The organism is Pseudomonas sp. MOIL14HWK12:I1, from assembly GCF_000510705.1.
In the GTDB taxonomy this organism is placed as follows: Bacteria; Pseudomonadota; Gammaproteobacteria; order Pseudomonadales; family Pseudomonadaceae; genus Chryseomonas; species Chryseomonas oryzihabitans.
In genome coordinates, this window is the sequence record NZ_AZNY01000010.1 from 38845 (window position 1) to 56320 (window position 17476).

16 protein-coding genes and 1 pseudogene are annotated in these 17476 nt (G+C 66.6%); 9 read left to right on the forward strand and 8 right to left on the reverse strand.

What is annotated here, in order from left to right; genetic code table 11:
• The first annotated feature begins 46 nt into the window (after positions 1–46).
• Together PSEK12I1_RS0109090 and PSEK12I1_RS0109095 are read left to right on the forward strand one after the other, a co-directional pair.
• The gene (locus PSEK12I1_RS0109090; RefSeq protein ID WP_027601332.1) at positions 47–850 is read left to right on the forward strand and encodes a glucose 1-dehydrogenase; all 804 of its coding nucleotides are present in this window, start codon (positions 47–49) and stop codon (positions 848–850) included.
• Entirely contained in the window at positions 843–2672 is a 1830-nt protein-coding gene (locus tag PSEK12I1_RS0109095) for a glycoside hydrolase family 15 protein (protein ID WP_027601333.1), read from the forward strand. The genes PSEK12I1_RS0109090 and PSEK12I1_RS0109095 overlap by 8 nt, the downstream gene beginning before the upstream one ends.
• 143 nt (positions 2673–2815) lie before the next feature.
• On the opposite strand, the pseudogene PSEK12I1_RS23620 reads toward PSEK12I1_RS0109095, so the two are convergent.
• The 3 genes and pseudogenes from PSEK12I1_RS23620 to PSEK12I1_RS0109105 all read right to left on the reverse strand — a co-directional run bounded on the left by PSEK12I1_RS23620 (position 2816) and on the right by PSEK12I1_RS0109105 (position 3921).
• A pseudogene (locus PSEK12I1_RS23620) lies at positions 2816–3156 on the reverse strand (DUF86 domain-containing protein).
• Positions 3153–3443, reverse strand: coding sequence for a nucleotidyltransferase family protein (locus PSEK12I1_RS24295; RefSeq protein ID WP_074584988.1), 291 nt, complete (start codon positions 3441–3443; stop codon positions 3153–3155). The pseudogene PSEK12I1_RS23620 and the gene PSEK12I1_RS24295 overlap by 4 nt, the downstream one beginning before the upstream one ends.
• Before the next feature lie 73 nt (positions 3444–3516).
• On the reverse strand, positions 3517–3921 hold the full coding sequence (locus PSEK12I1_RS0109105) for a response regulator (protein ID WP_256204047.1): 405 nt from the start codon (positions 3919–3921) through the stop codon (positions 3517–3519).
• 247 nt (positions 3922–4168) lie between these two features.
• On the opposite strand from PSEK12I1_RS0109105, the gene betT reads away from it, so the two are divergent.
• Positions 4169–6133 carry a choline BCCT transporter BetT gene (gene betT / locus PSEK12I1_RS0109110; protein WP_177323744.1) on the forward strand — a complete coding sequence of 655 codons (1965 nt, stop codon included), beginning with the start codon at positions 4169–4171 and terminating at the stop codon, positions 6131–6133.
• A 130-nt stretch (positions 6134–6263) separates the two neighbouring features.
• On the forward strand, positions 6264–7334 hold the full coding sequence (locus tag PSEK12I1_RS0109115; protein ID WP_027601336.1) for an AbrB family transcriptional regulator: 1071 nt from the start codon (positions 6264–6266) through the stop codon (positions 7332–7334).
• Positions 7335–7355: 21 nt separating this feature from the next.
• Here PSEK12I1_RS0109115 and PSEK12I1_RS0109120 read toward each other — a convergent pair whose 3' ends face one another.
• A complete protein-coding gene (locus tag PSEK12I1_RS0109120) occupies positions 7356–7616 on the reverse strand; it encodes a hypothetical protein (protein WP_007162574.1) in 261 nt (86 codons plus the stop codon).
• Between the two features lie 205 nt (positions 7617–7821).
• On the opposite strand from PSEK12I1_RS0109120, the gene PSEK12I1_RS0109125 reads away from it, so the two are divergent.
• Positions 7822–9360 carry a sensor domain-containing diguanylate cyclase gene (locus PSEK12I1_RS0109125; protein WP_027601337.1) on the forward strand — a complete coding sequence of 513 codons (1539 nt, stop codon included), beginning with the start codon at positions 7822–7824 and terminating at the stop codon, positions 9358–9360.
• 27 nt (positions 9361–9387) lie between these two features.
• On the opposite strand, the gene PSEK12I1_RS0109130 is transcribed toward PSEK12I1_RS0109125, so the two are convergent.
• On the reverse strand, positions 9388–10407 hold the full coding sequence (locus tag PSEK12I1_RS0109130; protein WP_027601338.1) for a GGDEF domain-containing protein: 1020 nt from the start codon (positions 10405–10407) through the stop codon (positions 9388–9390).
• A gap of 341 nt (positions 10408–10748) precedes the next feature.
• Between PSEK12I1_RS0109130 and PSEK12I1_RS0109135 the strand changes: the two genes are divergently transcribed.
• Both PSEK12I1_RS0109135 and PSEK12I1_RS0109140 read left to right on the forward strand, forming a co-directional pair.
• Positions 10749–11561, forward strand: a complete 813-nt coding sequence (locus tag PSEK12I1_RS0109135) for an HDOD domain-containing protein (RefSeq protein ID WP_197027429.1) — start codon at positions 10749–10751, stop codon at positions 11559–11561.
• Between the two features lie 124 nt (positions 11562–11685).
• Positions 11686–11958 (forward strand): hypothetical protein, encoded by a 273-nt coding sequence (locus tag PSEK12I1_RS0109140; protein ID WP_007162578.1) that lies wholly within the window; start codon positions 11686–11688, stop codon positions 11956–11958.
• 67 nt (positions 11959–12025) lie between these two features.
• Here PSEK12I1_RS0109140 and PSEK12I1_RS0109145 read toward each other — a convergent pair whose 3' ends face one another.
• The gene (locus tag PSEK12I1_RS0109145; protein WP_007162579.1) at positions 12026–12280 is read right to left on the reverse strand and encodes a hypothetical protein; all 255 of its coding nucleotides are present in this window, start codon (positions 12278–12280) and stop codon (positions 12026–12028) included.
• 152 nt (positions 12281–12432) lie between these two features.
• On the opposite strand from PSEK12I1_RS0109145, the gene PSEK12I1_RS0109150 reads away from it, so the two are divergent.
• A complete protein-coding gene (locus tag PSEK12I1_RS0109150) occupies positions 12433–13200 on the forward strand; it encodes a hypothetical protein (protein ID WP_007162580.1) in 768 nt (255 codons plus the stop codon).
• Between the two features lie 4 nt (positions 13201–13204).
• Here the strand turns inward: PSEK12I1_RS0109150 and PSEK12I1_RS0109155 are convergent, their stop codons facing one another.
• On the reverse strand, positions 13205–13978 hold the full coding sequence (locus tag PSEK12I1_RS0109155; protein ID WP_051399198.1) for an NAD-dependent deacylase: 774 nt from the start codon (positions 13976–13978) through the stop codon (positions 13205–13207).
• Between the two features lie 196 nt (positions 13979–14174).
• On the opposite strand from PSEK12I1_RS0109155, the gene PSEK12I1_RS0109160 reads away from it, so the two are divergent.
• Complete coding sequence (locus tag PSEK12I1_RS0109160) at positions 14175–16103, forward strand: AAA family ATPase (RefSeq protein WP_027599065.1); 1929 nt, start codon at positions 14175–14177, stop codon at positions 16101–16103.
• 71 nt (positions 16104–16174) lie between these two features.
• On the opposite strand, the gene PSEK12I1_RS0109165 is transcribed toward PSEK12I1_RS0109160, so the two are convergent.
• Positions 16175–17473, reverse strand: a complete 1299-nt coding sequence (locus PSEK12I1_RS0109165; RefSeq protein ID WP_007162583.1) for a flavohemoglobin expression-modulating QEGLA motif protein — start codon at positions 17471–17473, stop codon at positions 16175–16177.
• Positions 17474–17476 lie beyond the last annotated feature (3 nt).

A 17476-nucleotide genomic window follows, 5' to 3' on the forward strand; every position in this document is an offset into this window, starting at 1 on the left:
GTGACGGTCAGCAGTCAGACACCTTTTCCCGTGCAGGAGTCTGGACATGCAGCTTTCCCTCAACGGCCAGGTCGCCCTGGTCACCGGCGGCAGCTCCGGGATCGGCGCCGCCGTCGCCGAGGCCCTGGCCAAGGCCGGTGCCGCCGTCGCCATCAACTACCACTCCAGCGCCGAACCGGCCGAGGAACTGGCCAAGCGCATCCAGGACGCCGGCGGTCGCGCCATCGCCGTCGGCGGTGACGTCGGTGACGAGGCCGCGGTCCAGGCGCTGTTCGACCGCACCCTGGAAGCCTTCGGCCGCCTGGACATCCTGGTCGCCAACTCCGGCCTGCAAAAGGATGCGGCCGTGGCCGACATGTCGCTCAAGGACTGGAACACGGTGATCAACACCAACCTCACCGGGCAGTTCCTTTGCGCCCGGGCGGCGATCCGGCAGTTCCGCAAGCAAGGTCGCGACGAAAGCATCTCCCGCGCCCTGGGCAAGATCATCCACATGAGCTCGGTCCACGAGGTCATTCCCTGGGCCGGCCACGTCAACTACGCCGCCTCCAAGGGCGGGGTCAATCTGCTGATGCGCAGCCTGGCCCAGGAAGTCGCCGCCGAGGGCATCCGCGTCAACAGCATCGCCCCGGGCGCCATCGCCACCGCCATCAACGAAGAGGTGACCGGTGACGAGGCCAAGGCCCGCGAACTGCTCAAGCTGATCCCCTACAAGCGCGTCGGCCACGTCGACGACGTGGGCAATGTGGCGGTCTTTCTCGCCAGCGACCTGGCCGACTACATCGTCGGCACCACCCTGTTCGTCGACGGCGGCATGTGCCTCTATCCGGGATTCGAAGACAATGGCTGATTCCACCTCCGTGCACGCCCGCCGCAGTATCGGCGCCCACGGTGTCATCGGCGACCTGCGCACCTGCGCCCTGGTCGCCACCGACGGCACCATCGACCACTTCTGCTGGCCGAATCTGGACAGCCCCTCGGTATTCGCCGCCCTGCTCGACTCGGAAAAGGCCGGCTACTTCAGCCTGGCGCCGGTCTGGGAAGACGCCCGCGAGCAGCAGCTCTATCTGCCGGACACCAATATCCTGCAGACCCGCTGGCTGTCGGCGGAAGGCGTCGCCGAGATCACCGATCTGATGCCGGTGTGCAGCAGCGAGGACACCCAGCCGCGCATCGTCCGCCGCGTGCAGGTGGTGGCCGGACGCTGCCGCTTCCGCCTGGTCTGCGCCCCGGCCCACGACTATGCCCGCGCCGAGACCCGCGCCCGCCTGGTGGACGGCGGCGCCCTGTTCGAGGCCGCGGGCCAGCCGACCCTGCGCCTGGCGTCGAGCGTCACCCTGCAGGTGGACGGCAACGCCGCCCTGGCCGAATTCGAACTGGAACAGGGTGAGCAGCTGGATTTCGTCTTTGGCTGCGAGAAGGACGACAAGGTCGTCGCCGGCCAGAGCGATCTCTGCTTCGAGGACACCCTGACCTACTGGACCTCCTGGGCCGCCAAGAGCCACTACCAGGGGCGCTGGCGCGAGATGGTCACCCGCTCGGCCCTGGCGCTGAAGCTGCTGACCTCCTGCAAGCACGGCTCCATCGCCGCGGCCGCCACCTTCAGCCTGCCCGAAGCCCTGGGCGGTGAACGCAACTGGGACTATCGCGCCTCCTGGATCCGCGACGCCTCCTTTACCGTCTATGCCTTCATGCGCCTGGGCTACACCCAGGAGGCCAAGGATTTCACCCATTGGGTGGGCCAGTGCGTGGAAAACAGCCACAGCGCCCCGGAAAAGCTGCAGATCATGTATCGCCTGGACGGCGGCCTGGACCTGCCCGAGGAAACCCTCGACCACCTGGCCGGCTATGCCGACTCGAGTCCGGTGCGCATCGGCAACGAGGCCTACAAGCAGATCCAGCTGGACATCTATGGCGAGCTGATGGACGCCATCTACCTGTCCAACAAGTATGGCGAAGCCATCTCCCACCAGGGCTGGAAGGAGGTGGTGCGGATGATCGACCACGTCTGCGAGCACTGGAACCAGCCCGACGCCGGGATCTGGGAAATGCGCGGCGATCCCGAGCACTTCCTGCATTCGCGGCTGATGTGCTGGGTGGCCATCGACCGCGCGATGCGGCTGTCGGTCAAGCGCTCGTTGCCGATGCCCTACGAACGCTGGTACGCCGCCCGCGCCACCATCCAGGAAGACATCTGGGACAACTTCTGGAACGCCGAGCTGGGTCATTTCACCTCGACCCGCCACGGCAAGAGCCTGGACGCCGCCCTGCTGCTGATGCCGCTGGTGCGCTTCGTCAGCGCCACCGATCCCATGTGGCTGTCCACCCTGGACGCCATCAAGACCAACCTGGCCTACGACGGCATGATCCGTCGCTACAACCCGGCGGACACGCCAGCGGACAACCTCAAGGGCGAAGAAGGCGCCTTCGTCGCCTGCTCCTTCTGGTACGTCGAATGCCTGGCCCGCGCCGGTCGCGTCGACGAAGCCCACCTGGAGTTCGAAAAGCTGCTGGGCTACGCCAACCCTCTGGGTCTCTATGCCGAGGAGCTGGACAAGCGCGGCTACCCCCTCGGCAACCTGCCCCAGGCCCTGTCGCACCTGGCGCTGATCAGTACCGCCTTCTTCCTGGATCGCAAGCTGAGCGGCAAGGATCCGCAGTGGCAGCCGTAGGGTGGGTCGATGCGGCCGCCCCTGCGGGTGCAGCCCGATAGCTGATCACAATCCTGCCGGAGCGGATAAAGCCGGAAACCCGCTCGGATAGCCCCCTCTCCCCTTGGGAGAGGGTTGGGGTGAGGGCACAGCGTGGTACGAAGCTACCTTCCCGATAACAGACGCAATTGTTCCAGAAGCTCGGGCAGGGCGGTAACGACGGTTTCCCAGACCACATCGAGGTTGATGTCGAAATAACCGTGGGCGATACGATTACGCATGCCTCTCATATTGCGCCACGGATGTTTGGATGCACCTGGGTGAAGGCTTCGTCCACAGCCATGATCTTGGTTGCCGCTTCGCCGATGATGATCAGGCTCATGACCACCGCTTGCTGTGTCCGGCGGTCTTCGAGGAAGTCTTCCCGAGTGAGACCCTCAATAAAGCCCAGTGCCTCGCTGGCCGCCTGTTGCATATGAGCCAGATAGTCCGCCGTGCGATTCATATCGGTCGTGCCCCCAGCAGAACCTGCGCGCGAAAGGATCCGGGTAAATCGGCGGGGGTCACCAGATCTACCGGAACGCCCAGTAATTCCTCAAGCTCGTCCTGCAACCCTCCCAGGTCGAACAGTGTTGCCCCTGGCAGGGCATCCACCAACAGATCCAAATCGCTGCCGTCCTGATCGGTACCTTCGAGAACTGAACCGAACACTCGCGGATTGGCCACTCGAAAACGTGACGCAACATCCCGTATGACAGCTCGTTTCAGGTCCAGGACAAGAGAAGGTCGCATGGCATGACTCCAGCTAGATCAGTCCCGGAATAGTGGGTCATAGGTCGCGGCTTTACAACCGATCGGGCTACCCTCACGCCACCCGACTCTGCCCCAGCGCCTCGTTGACGCAATTGGCCATGTCGTCGATATGCCAGGGTTTGGGCATGAAGCGAGTACGGCCGGCACCGCGAGGCACGGTGAGGCGGTCGCCGGAGGTGAGGATCACCGGGATATGGGGCCAGCGCTGGGAGACCAGCTGTGCGAGGGCCTCGCCGTCGAGGCGCCCCGGCATGCGCACGTCGGTGAAGAGCACGTCGATGCGGGCACCGGTCTGCTCCAGGTAGCTCAGGGCCGCATCGGCGGTCGGCACGGCCACCACCTGCAGGTCCACCAGCGACTCCAAGGCCTCGGTCGCCAGTTCCCGCAGCAACGGCTCATCCTCTACCAATAGCAGTAGCGGACGATAGGAGCCGAATGGAGAAGATGCCTGGGTCATAACCAACAGACTTTGCCAAGGGGTCGCGGTTCTGACCGTTCGGCCTGGTCTCGACCAAAGTCGACCACCGGCATAGGCAAGACCTCTAGACGGCAACTTTCAACGCAGCGCTGACTCGAAGCGTTCACCTCAGGGGTCGCCTGTGGTATTCTTTTTTAATCGAACGATCAATTAAAAAAGCATTCTTCCCTTTGGCAGTGCGCAAGGAGTCCTCATGAGTGCGACGCCCTCATCCGGCACCGTAAAACTGAATCCCCCCGCCTTCTACTGTGCGGCCGCGGTGATTCTGCTGTTTTCCTTGGCCGTCATCGGCCGTCCCGAACAGGCCGGCGCCTGGTTGCTGCAGGCGCAGACCTGGGCCGCCAATACGGTCGGCTGGTACTACCTGCTGGCCATGTCGCTCTATCTGGTGTTCGTGGTGGTCACCGCGCTGTCCGGCTACGGCAAGATCAAGCTCGGTGCCGACCACGACCAACCCGAATTCAGCTACCTGTCCTGGGCCGGCATGCTGTTCGCCGCCGGCATCAGCATCACCCTGTTCTTCTTTTGCGTCTCCGAACCCCTGACCCACTTCGCCCAGCCGCCGGCGGGCGAAGGGAGCAATCCGGCAGCCGCGCGGCAGGCCATGCAGATCCTCTTCCTGCACTGGGGCCTGCACGGCTGGGGAGTGTTCGCTCTGGTGGCCATGGCCCTGGCCTATTTCGCCTACCGCCACAATCTGCCGCTGGCCCTGCGTTCGGCGCTCTATCCGCTGATCGGCAAGCGCATCAACGGGCCCATCGGCCACGCCGTGGACGCCTTCGGCATCATCGCCACCATCTTCGGCCTGGGCGCCGATCTGGGCTTTGGCGTGCTGCACCTCAATGCCGGGCTGGACTACCTGTTCGGCATCAGCCACAGCCACTGGGTGCAATTGATCCTCATCGTGCTGATGATGGGCGCGGCCATCGCCGTCGCCGTGTCCGGCGTCGACAAGGGCGTGCGCATCATGTCCGACATCAACATGGTGCTGGCCGTCGCCCTGCTGCTGTTCGTGCTGTTCGCCGGGCCGACCCAGCACCTGCTCAATACCCTGATCCAGAACATCGGCGACTACCTCTCGGCCTTGCCGGGCAAGAGCTTCGACCTCTATGCCTATGACGAGCCCTCCGACTGGCTGGGCGGCTGGACGGTGTTCTACTGGGCCTGGTGGATCGCCTGGGCGCCCTTCGTCGGGCTGTTCATCGCGCGCATCTCGCGCGGCCGCACCATCCGTGAATTCGTCTTTGGCGTGCTGTTCATCCCGCTGGGCTTCACCCTGGCCTGGCTGTCGATCTTCGGCAACAGCGCCCTGGAACTGGTCCTCGGCCAGGGCATGACCGGCCTGGCGCAGACCGCCCTCACCGATCCGGCCATGGCCTTCTACCAGGTGCTGGAGACCTATCCGGCCAGCCGCGTGGTGATCAGCGTCGCCGTGCTGGTGAGCTTCGTCTTCTTCGTCACCTCGGCCGACTCCGGCACCGTGGTGCTCTCGACCCTGTCGTCCAAGGGCGGCGAGGCCGACGAAGACGGTCCCAAGTGGCTGCGGGTGTTCTGGGGCGCGGCCGTGGCCGTGGTCACCGGCGGCCTGCTGTTCGCCGGCAGCATGGATGCCCTGAAGTCGGCGGTGGTGCTGACCTCGCTGCCCTTCTCGGTGGTGGTGCTGCTGATGATGTGGGGCCTGCACAAGGCGCTGCACCTGGAGTCCCAGCGCCAGCGGGCGCGGCTGCACTCCCTCGCGCCGGTGGCGACCAATGGCAAGGCCCGGCATGGCGGCTGGCGCCAGCGGCTGTCCCAGGCGGTGTACTTCCCCTCGCGGGACGAGGTCTATCGCTTCATGGACAGCACCGTGCGCCCGGCCATGGAAGAGATGGTCGAGGTCTCGCGGGAGAAGGGCCTGGTGGTGGAGACCCAGTTCGACTCCACCAACGCCAATCTGCAGCTGACCATCGGCCACGGCGAAGAGCACCCCTTCATATACCAGGTGATCATGCAGGGCTATTTCACGCCCTCCTTCGCCCGCGCCGGCATCGGCGGCCTGCACCTGAAGAATCGGCGCTACTACCGCGCCGAGGTGCACCTGACCGAGGGCAGCCAGGACTATGACCTGGTGGGCTACAACCGCGAGCAGATCCTCAACGACATGCTCGACCAGTACGAGCGCCACCTGCAGTTCCTGCATCTGGTGCGCTGACAGGGCGGTTTTTTCAGCGACTGAAAGGCCATTGAAAGCCGCAAAGGTCGTATAATCGCCTCCAGGGCCGGCCCCGAGCCGGCCCCGGGGTCGGTACGCCGCGCCGGCTCCCCGCCGTCCGGAGACCGCTTTGTCCACCCCCTCTTTCCCCTCGCCCTATCCGCCCCTGGTGCAATGGCTGGCCCTGATCCTCTGCTCCGCCCTGGTCGGCGGTGGACTCAGTTGGCTGCAGGTGCCCGCGGCCCTCTTTCTCGGTCCCATGCTGGTGGCCATCGCCTTTGGCGTCGGCGGCGCCACCATCCGCCTGCCGCGCCGGCTGTTCCAGACCGGCCAGGGCGTGGTGGGCTGCCTGATCGCCCATGCCATGACCGCCGCGGTGCTGCTCACCGTCGCCGAGCACTGGCCGGTGATGCTGCTGGCCACTGCCCTGACCGTGTTGCTCAGCCTGCTCACCGGTGCCCTGCTGGTGCGCTTCGGTGGCCTGCCGGGCAGCACCGCCGCCTGGGGCACCACGCCTGGCGCGGCGGCCGCCATGGTGGCCATGGCCGAGGAATACGGCGCCGATCCACGCATCGTCGCCACCATGCAATATGTGCGGGTGGTCTGCGTGGTGCTGATCAGTGCGCTGGTCGGCCGGTTGCTGGGCGCCGAAGGCAGCGGCACCGGCCATCAGGCCACCGTGGTCAGCCTGGACGGCCACTTCGCCGTCAATCTGGCGCTGACCCTGGCGGTGGCCCTGGCCGGCAGCTGGCTGGGCGGTCGGCTGTTTCCCGCCGGCGCCCTGCTGCTGCCCATCGCCCTGGGTACCCTGCTGCAACTCAATGGCTGGCTGGACATCACCCTGCCCCATCTGCTGCTGGCGGCGGCCTATGGCGCCATGGGCTGCTATGTGGGCCTGAGATTCGATCGGGCCACGGTCGCCTATGTCTGGCGCGCCCTGCCCAAGATGATCTTCGCCTCGCTGCTGCTGATCGCGCTCTGCGCCCTGTCGGCGCTGCTGATGGCGCGGCTGATGCACGTGGACTTTCTCACCGCCTACCTGGCGACCAGTCCGGGCGGCCTGGATTCCATGGCCATCATCGCGGTGGATGCCCACGCCGATGTCGGCCTGGTACTGGCCATGCAGGCCTTGCGGCTGATCGGGGTGGTGCTGACCGGGCCGCTACTGGCCCGGCAGCTGGTCAAGCTGGCCCGCACCTGACCCGGGGTGCGGGCCTGGCACTCAGGCCGAGCGGCGGCGCTCGACCTGGGCGGTGATGTTGTAGCCTTCGGCGGCATGGCCGCGCACCACGACCCGGGCATCCGGGTAGAAACCCTTGAGGCGCTGTTCGAAGAGAAAGTAGATCTCCGCGCCGACCCGGATCTCCGCGGGATCGGTCAGGGTCAGGGAGAAATTGCGCACGGGATCGGCGGCATGCTGCGACTCGTTTTCCTCGATGCGCTGCATGGCGTCTTCGACGATCTGTTCGGCGATCTGCGACATCTGTGACCTCCTGGTCGGGGCAGTGACGGGGCGCCGTCCCGGAGACGGCTGTATCGCTAGTGACCACGGCGATGGCGCAGGGATTCGCGCGCTCTGCAAGAATCCGACGAAACTGTAGACTTGTCTGACTTTTATCCCTGTGCGGTGGCGTGAATCGGTCGACTCGCGGTCTCCTGCACACCGAGGACGAGGAAACAGCCCCGCCATGGTCGACGCCGACGACACCCCCCTTCCACCGCGCAATCCGGCCACCCAGCGCCGGGCGCTGTGGCTGCTGGTCTGCGCCGTTGCGGTGATCCTGGCACTGGAATCCTGGCAGGTGTGGCGCAACTACCAGAATGCCTTCGCCAGTGCCCGCAGCGACGTCGGCAACATCGCCGTGGCCGCCGCCCAGCACGCCGATGACGCCATCAAGGAAGCCGATTCGCTGCTGGTCAGCATTCGCGATCGCCTGGAGGATCAACCCTTCGAGCAACTGGACCGCCTGCGGGTGCATCGCCTGCTGGCGCGCCAGGCCGCCCTCCTGCCGCAACTGCACGGGTTGTTCGTCTACGATCGCGACGGCGAATGGCGGGTGACCGACAAGAGCAGCGAGCCGCCCCGGGCCAACAATGCCGATCGCGAGTATTTCCAGTTTCACCGGCAGCATCCGGCCGATGTGCTGCACGTCGGCGCGGTGATCGAGAGCCGCAGCACCCACGAGCTGATCATCCCGGTGTCGCGGCGCCTGGAAGACCGCGACGGGCGCTTTGCCGGCGTCCTGCTCGCCACCATCCGCCTGCAGTATTTCGTCGACTACTACGAGCGCTTCAAGCTGGATGCCCGGGGCGCCATCACCCTGGCGCTGGACGACGGCACCCTGATGGTCCGCCGTCCCTATGTGCCCGAGCACGTCGGCACCCCGCTGGCCACTGGCGAGCTGTTTCGCCAGTACGTGAACCAGGCGCCCAACGGTACCGCCCTGGTGCGCGCCTTGCTCGATGGCCAGGAGCGCCTCTATGCCTTCCAGCACCTGGAGGGCTATCCGCTGGTGGCCCTGGCCGGTATCTCCCGGCGCGACATCCTCGCCGGCTGGCGCCAGGACATGCTGAGATCGGTGACGGTGGTCGGCCTGATCATCCTCGGCATGCTGGTCTTCGGCTTTCGGCTGCTCCGCGAGATCCGCGCCGGGGAGCGCAGCGCGGCAGCCCTGCGCCAGGCCCACGACGAGCTGCACCTGCTGACCCTCAAGGACAGCCTCACCGGGCTGGGCAATCGCCGCCAGTTCGACAACCTGCTGCCGGTGGAGCTGGCGCGCGCGCAGCGCAATGGCCAGCCGCTCAGCCTGCTGATGATCGACATCGATCACTTCAAGGCCTACAACGACCACTATGGCCATCCGGCGGGGGATCGCTGCCTGCAGGCGGTGGCCGGCGTGGTGGCCTCGGCGGCGCGGCGCCCGGGCGACCTGGCGGCGCGCTATGGCGGCGAGGAGATGGTCCTGCTGCTGCCCAACTGCGACGAGCACGGCGCCCAGCGCGTGGCCGCCACGGTGCAGGAACGCCTGCAGGTGCTGGAAGTGACCCATGCCACCAGTCCCTTCGGCCGCATCACCGTCAGTCTCGGCATCGCCGTGCAGCCGCCCGGGCAGACCCCGCCACCCCAGCCCGCCGACCTGCTGGCCAGCGCCGATGCCGCGCTCTACCGGGCCAAGCACCTGGGCCGCAATCGCTCCCATCCGCCGCCGAAGGCGGACGTCAGCTAGAGCCCACTGGGCGCCGGCTAGCCACCTTCAACCGCAGATCATGCCGCCGCGGTGGTGCACCCGGTCCTTGCCGGCGCGCTTGGCCTGATAGAGCTCGCCATCGGCCTGCTTGAGCAGATCCGAGGGCTGATAGCCCGGGGCGAGGCGCGCCACCCCGGCACTGAAGGAAAAACAGCTGCCGGTGCGGGTGTTGCTGCGGATATCGTCCAGCAGCGCCTGCAGCCGCTGCGCCAGCTGGCGCTCGTCCTCGGGCTTGAGCAGCACACCGAACTCCTCGCCGCCCAGGCGCCCGAAGCGTCCATCCGGAAAGTGCTTTATCAGGATACCAGCCATCTCCTTGAGTACCTGGTCCCCCACGTCGTGGCCGAATCTGTCGTTGATCCGCTTGAAGTCATCGATGTCGAGCATGACGAAATACCAGGATGGCGAGCCATCCCGGCAGACCTGCTCCATGTCCAGCATCAGCGCCCTGCGGTTGCTGATCCCGGTGAGGGCATCGGTTTCCGCCTGCAGCCGATAGCGTTCCTTGAGTTCCAGGGTGCTGGCGACGATGCGTACGAAGGTGGCATTGAGCAGCAGTCCCAGTGCCAGGCTGGCCCCCAGCATCACCCAGAACAGCGGCAGGGCCGCTGCGGTGATGTTGTCCAGTTCGCCATAGAACAGCAGCAGCCAGACCGCGCCGGCCGCGATGCCGTAGTCGAGCACATGGGAAAACAGAATGGTCGAGCCGAGGATGATGACGATGGCCATGGGGATCATCCAGGCATGGCCGGCCTCGCCCATGCCCAGGATCTGGAAGCGGAAGGCCAGGGCCTCGAACAGCACGAACACCAGGGCGAACAGGCGCCAGACGGCAAAGCGCCGGGCGGTGGTCATGGCCAGGCAGGAGCCGATCATGCCGGCGAAGGCCAGCCAGCCCCAGGCCGGCACCCCGGCGGTCAGGAAGGGATTGATCAGCACGCTGATCAACCAGCCCAGGATGCCGGTGCTCTGCGCCAGCGCATTGGGTAGTTGCAGCATCTGGCGAATGTGAGTCTGGTAAGTCATTGCACAACTCGAACGCCAAATTTAGTGGCCAACTGATATCACCTGATGCTATCCCATTCGTGGCCCGCCGTCGGCGGAAAGCGGACTCAAGAAAGACAATAGACGTCTGATCATCGCTTCGCCTTGGACAAGACCGCATAGGACCACGGTCGCACGCGAACCAGGCAAACGGACGGCGGCGAAATGACGCCACCGGTCAGCTCGCTCTGCAAACCGGCTCGCCCGGCCCGCTAAGCTCTTCGCTCGTGGATCTTCGACTAGGCTTGGCAGTGCCCAGGCCGTCGTTCATGCTTTCGACGACTCATCAGCTCCCACCATCGGTAAAGAACCAACCAGGCGCCATCATGGAAATCGATGCTCTGTTCGATCACCTGCATACCCTTCCCAGCATTCCCAAGGTGGCTCAGGAGCTGATCCAGCAGTTCGACGATCCCGACAGCAGCATCGAAGACGTCGCCCGCAATCTGGCGCTGGATCCGGTGCTTTCGGCCAAGGTCCTGCGCCTGGCCAACTCGGTGCGCTTTCGCGGCGTGCGCCCCTCGACCAGCATCGAAGGCGCGGCCATCCGCCTGGGCTTCGATGCCCTGCGCACCCTGGTCCTGGCTTCGGCGGTGACCGCCGCCTTCCGCCACAACCCCAGCTTCGATCCGCGGGATTTCTGGCAGCACAGCTTCGACGTGGCCAGCATCTGCCGCGTCCTCGCCCGCCAGGCCGGTGCCGATGCCGAGACCGCCTTCACCTGCGGCATGCTGCACAGCATCGGCGAGCTGCTGATCAGGACGGCGGCGCCCGATATCGCCGTGCGCATCGACGCCGAGCAGCGCGCCCCGGTACCCGCCGACCAGGCCATCGGCTTCGGCTATCCGGAGGTGGGCGCCGAGCTGGCCCGTCGCTGGCAGCTGCCGGTGGTGATCCAGCATGCCATCGCCTACCAGTTGCACCCCCAGGATGCGCCGGAGGATTCCACTCAGGCGCGCATGGTCGCCCAGGCCCGCCTGGTGTCCTTTGTCCTGCGTCGTCATGGCGGCATCAACGACCAGGCCAAGGCGGCCCTGGCCAATCCCCTGCTGGAAGGCGTGGATCTGGAGCTGCTGCTGAGCGAGCTGCCCGAGGTCATAGAGGCGGACAAGGCCTTTGGTACCCTGATCAACTGACCGGCCGTCCCTTGCCGGGCCAGCGCCACCGCCTGGATCACAAATCTGCCAGCCGGTCATGGCAAAAGTCGAACGGGTACCGCAAGAATCGGTCGAAGCGTTATAGCTGACAGGAGTGATTGCGATGGCCGAGCCGCTGAAGTTCACGGATGCGAACACCATTATCAAGGGCGCTTTTCAACCGATGCTGTGCGCCATGACCGCCCAGGATCCGGCGACCTTCAACGTCGAGGTCTATGCGCCCAACGGCACGGCGCTCCTGCAACGCCGCATCGCCCGGGTCGATCTGCTGGACAACTCCCTGCTGGAAGCCTTCATCTGCGACAGTCGCGCCCGTATCGAGCGGGCAACCCATGAGCGACTCGACTGGCAGGTACGCTACACCCGCGCCTCCTGAAACCGCTTCCTGCGGTCAGATGCCAACCAGCCCAAAGGCGCCGCGAGAGGCGCCTTTTGCTTGACCCTCAATCGTTGAGCACGCGCTTCTGCTGACTGCCCTGGGCCTTGGTGGCCGGGGTCTTGTCGACCTTCTTCTGGGTCGAGGGCGTGGCGCTGGAGGTGTCGTCCGCGCTGTCCCTGTTGCTGGTGTTGGAGCTGCCCGGCGCGCCTATGCCGTTGCCGGTCACCCCGGCGTCGTTGTTGTTGCTGGCGGCCAGGCTGGGACCGGCCACCAGGGCCAGGGCAGCGCTCAGGGCAAGGATCAGCGGGGTCTTGCGCATCTTGGTGTCCTCCGGCCGCGAAAGGAAGGGTGTCGCGGGCTGCACCCTGCTGGTTAGGCCAAAGGCCGGGCCAAGCGTTCCCACCTTCCTATAGACTAATGGCCATCCCCGCCGTACCTCGACAGGTGCGGCCGCCGCGTTCAGGAGTTGCCGTGAAGCACCGTTACCTCATCGTCGATCGCACCGCGCTCGATACCCCCGCGCTGTTCGACTATCTGGCCGAGGCGCCGCAGCACCGCGTCATCGTTTCCGGCGGCACGGCCGAGCAACTGTTCGCGGCGGAGCTCTGGCCGCGCCTGCGCGAACGCCTGGCGCCCCACGCCGAGCGCTTCTTCTTCGCCGATTCCAGCGGTCCGCTGCTGCAGGCCGAACTGGAAGGCCGCAAGCCCGGTCTGCTGGATCGCGAACTGACCCTGGCCTTCAAGCAGGCGGTGACCGCCGATGCCGAGGACGACCGCGTGCTGACCCGCATTCGCCGCGAATTGCTCGACACCGATGACGACTACCAGGCCAATCGCCGTATCTTTCTCAACAGCCTGCTCGGCCAGATGCGCCGCGCCCTGCCGGCGGGTGCCGTGACCGCCGGCAATTGGCAGGACGCCGTCCGCCAGGCCATCGCCGCCGCCCAGCAAGGCCTGGCCAAGGGCTTCGCCCCCGGGCTGGCCGATGCCCCCTTCAAGGTCTTTCTCAAGGCCTATCCGCTGGCGGCGCGCTATGTCGCCCAGCTCGCCGTGCTGCTGATCACCGCCGGGCGCCAGGAGAACGACGTTCTCATCGATCGCTTCGTCGCCCAGGATCCGGCGCTGGTCGCCACCCTGTTCGACGGCCTGCTGACCGAAGACGATGACCAGCGCCAGGCCTACACCGCCCTCAAGCGCACCCTGGATGCCCTGGGGACCGGTGGCCAGGCGCTGCACTGACGGTCTAGAGGCGCTCCAGCAGCGCCGGCAGGATCACCCCGGCCGCGCCCAGCAGTTGCCAGTCATGGCTGAATTCCGCCGCCGGCTGCGGATCGATGCGGACCACCGTGGCGCCCTGCTGGCGCGCCACCCCCGGCAGACTGGCCGCCGGCTGCACCAGGCCGGAGGTGCCGACCACCAGGCAGAGGTCGCAGCGCTCGGCCAGGGCCCAGGCCTTGGCCAGGGCCTCTTCCGGTAGCGACTCGCCGAACCAGACCACGCCCGGCCGGGCCAGGCCGCCGCAGGCGGGACAGCGCGGCGGCGCCACGAGTTGCTCCGCCGCTTCCGGCAACGCCGGCGCCGTCAGCGAGCGCGCGCACTCGAAGCAGCGCGGCGCGTGCAGGCTGCCGTGCAGATGGATCACCGCGCGACTGCCCGCGCGCTCGTGCAGCTCGTCGACATTTTGGGTAACCAGGTGGAGGCGGCCGTGCCTGTCGCCCCACTGCGCCAGGGCGCGGTGGGCCGGGTTGGGCTGGGCCGCCAGCACCTGGGCGCGGCGTCCCTCGTACCAGCTCCAGACCCGTACCGGATCCTCGATAAAGGCCTCGGCGGTGGCCAGTTGCGCCGGGTCGAAGCGCGCCCAGAGCCCGGTCAGGGCTTCGCGAAAGGTGGCGATGCCGCTTTCCGCCGACACGCCGGCACCGGTCAGGACCAGCACCTCGTCGGCCTGGCGCAGGCGGTCGAGCAACACCGCCGGCAAGGCGGCAAGACCGCTTCGACAATCGATGGGATCGGGCATGGATGCGTTGACTCCTGACATCTGCGGCAAAACAACAGGGTCTTGCGGACCGCGAAAAAGGCCGGAAGTGTGACGCTACTCGACGGATGGTGAGTCCACTCATCGTTTTCCGGGGAACTGAGGTTCACCCTTTTCGCCACAGGCCGATAATCCGGGAGTCCGCGTCCGATGTCGCTCCGACCCTAACGGTATGTGAATGAAGAAGTCCGTCGTTTCCAAGTATCCGCGCCTGCTCGTCGCCGGCGCTCTGGCCCTCGTCACCGTCCTCGGCCTGGCCAGCTGGCTGTGGCTCAAGCCCGCCACGCCGGCCCCGACCGCCACCGCCATGCTCGCCAGCGTGCAGCAGGCGCCCGAACACTGGACCGGGCAGCCACGTGACCTCTCCGTGCTGCTGGCCGATCTGCGCGCCCAGGCCATCAGCGGCGCCGTGATCGGGGATCACACCCTCTACATAGACACCACCCGCGGCGAACACTACGCCGTGGCCGACAACGGCGGCCGCATCGCCGATCGCCTGCTGGCCGACTACGCCACCCAGGCCGAGCCGCTGTTCCCGGTCGCCACCTGGAGCGAATCCGGGCAGCGCCATCCCTGGCTGGACGCCCTGCTGATCAACCTGCCGGGCTATCTGCTCCTGCTGCTGCTCGCCGTGCCCCTGGCGCTGCGTTTCGCCAGCCCCTTCAAGCTGCACCGCAAGGGCACCGGCATCTCCTTCAAGGACGTGGTCGGCGCCGCCGAAGCCAAGCGGGCGCTGGAAGACGTCACCACCTGCCTGCGCAATCCCAAGGCCTTCGCTGCCCTGGGTGCCCGTCCGCCCAAGGGTGTGCTGCTGACCGGCGAACCCGGCACCGGCAAGACCCAGCTGGCCAAGGCCCTGGCCACCGAGTGCAACGCCCACTTCATCCAGGTGACCGGCAGCGACTTTTCCTCGATGTTCTTCGGGGTCGGCATCCAGAAGGTCAAGTCGCTGTTCCGCACCGCGCGCAAGAAGGCGCCCTGCATCATCTTCATCGACGAGATCGACGGTATCGGCCGCCGCGCCGAGCAGTCGCGCTCCAGCGATGCCGAGGCCAACCGCATCATCAACCAGTTCCTCACCGAGCTGGACGGCTTCGACGGCACCAGCGGCGTGCTGGTGCTGGGTGCCACCAACTTCGCCGATTCCCTGGATCCGGCGCTGCGCCGTGAAGGTCGCTTCGACCGCACCATCGCCGTGCCGCTGCCGAGTCTGGAAGACCGCCGCGCGCTGTTCGAACTCTATGCCGGCAAGCTGCCCTGCCAGGGCGAACTGGATCTGGCCGCCCTCTCCCGCGGCACCGTGGGCCTGACCCCGGCGGCCATCGCCTACATCAGCAACCACGCCGCCCTGCTGGCCGCTCGCGAGAACGCCAGCGCCGTGACCATGGCCCACTTCGTCGAGGCCATCGAGACCTGCCGCATCGGCGAGCAACCCGTCGGCGTCACCCCGCTGGGTTCGGCCGAGCGCACCCGCATCGCCGTGCACGAAGCCGGTCATGCCCTGGTCGCCGCGGTGCTCAATGTCGGTCGGGTGGAAAAGGTCACCCTGCTGCCGCGTGGCCAAGCCCTGGGCGTGACCCTGATCACCCCCACCGAAGACAAGCGCCTGCATCTGAAGTCGGAACTCGAAGGCCGCATCCAGATGCTGCTGGCCGGTCGTTGCGCCGAGCAGCTGTATTTCAACGAGGTCTCCTCGGGTGCCGCCCAGGATCTGCAGGAAGCCTCCAAGCTGGCGCTGTCCATGGTCGCCTCCCTGGGCATGGGTCCGAGCGGCTCGCTGCTCAGCCTGCAGGCCCTGCGCGATGCCGGTATCGAATTCGACGCCGCGCCCAGCATCGCCGCCGCCGATCAGCTGCTGCACAGCCTGGATCATCGCTGCCTGGCGCTGATCACCGAGCTCAAGCCGGCGCTGGACGACATCACCGACCAGCTGCTGCGCGACGAGACCATCCCCGGCAGCGCCGTGGCCGAAGCCATCGCCCGCGCCAGCGGCCTGGAAGCCTGCGGCGCCCTCAATCGCGCCCTGGCCTTCGTGCCGGAGCGTTCGACCGACCCGCGCGCGGGTGACGGCGAACGCAGCATCGCGGCCGCCTTCAAGGGCGAGTGATACCCGCGACGCCTTGCAACGAAAAAGCCTCGGTCCGCCGGGGCTTTTTCATGTCAGCGCCTGGGCAGGCCTCAGAGGATGTTGGCGTAATCCGCCTCGATCCGATCCAGACTCAGGTGGTTGAGGAAGTTGGAGAAGCACATCCAGGCCGCCAGGGCGTTGAGGTCCTGGAATTGCGCCGGCAGGTACTTGGGCGGTACCACCACGCCTTCGTCCACCAGCTGACGCAGGATGCGCATGTCTTCCAGGGTGGTCTTGCCGCAGAACAGCAGCGGGATCTGCTCCAGCTTGCCCTTGCGCACCGCCAGCTGGATGTAGTTGTAGATCAGGATGAAGCCCTTCAGATAGGACAGGTCCTTGGTGAAGGGCAGCCCCGTCGGCGTCGAGCCGCGAAACACCCGGCTGGCGTTCTGGTAGCCCGATTCCAGGTCGTAGCCCTGCTCCTGGAAGAAGCGGAAGACCTCGAGGAAATCGGCGCCGTCCTCGGCCAGGTGGATGGCGCGGGTGCGATTGGTCAGCTTGCGCAGCCGGGTCGGATAGGAGGCGAAGGCGATCACCTCCATGAGGATCGCCAGGCCTTCCTGGGTCACGGTGGACGACGGCGGGCCCTTGGCCAGAAAGGTGCAGATCGGCTGGTTCTGGCCATTGAGGGTGGTGCCGACGTGTACCAGGCCTTCATGGACCTCCAGGGCGCGGACGTCGCGCTCGTTGAACAGGGCGTCGGCGCGCACCTTGATGTAGTCGGCGCCGGCCGCGGCATCGGCGACGATGCCGTCGGACTCGAACACCCGGATGGTGCCTTCCGTCTCGCCGAACACCCGGTTGAGCCGCGCCTGCAGGATGGGCACGGCGTCCTTGGCGGTCAGGGTCTTGGGCTCGTCTTCCAGGGCGCCGCGATGGGCGATGTTGTCGAGGTAGCTGGACATCATCATGCCCAGATCGGCCAGGGTCGGATCGCCGGCGTGGAAGGCATCCGAGGCCGCGCCATAGAGTTCCTGGGAGATCAGGCCGAAGTCCGGGGTGCCGCGCGCCTGCAGCATGCGGATCACCATGCGGTATTCGCGGCACATGCGCCTCATGATCTGGCCGACCGGATTGAACTGGCCGAGCTGGCGGGTGACCTCGCGCTCGATGCTCTGGAATTCGCCCTTGAGCGCATCGCCGTCGAAGCCCAGCGGCCGCCCCTCGTAGAAGGCGCGATCCACCGCCGGCAGGCGCTTGCCCTTGCCCTCCAGGAAGCCCTGGCGCACCCCGTCGTCCCACTTCACCGCATCGAGGATGCGGATCGGCGCCTGGGCCGCGACGATGCGGTCGGACAGCTGGCGAATGGTCTGGTGATAGGGATCGAGAAAGGGCTGGCGGGCATTCATGAC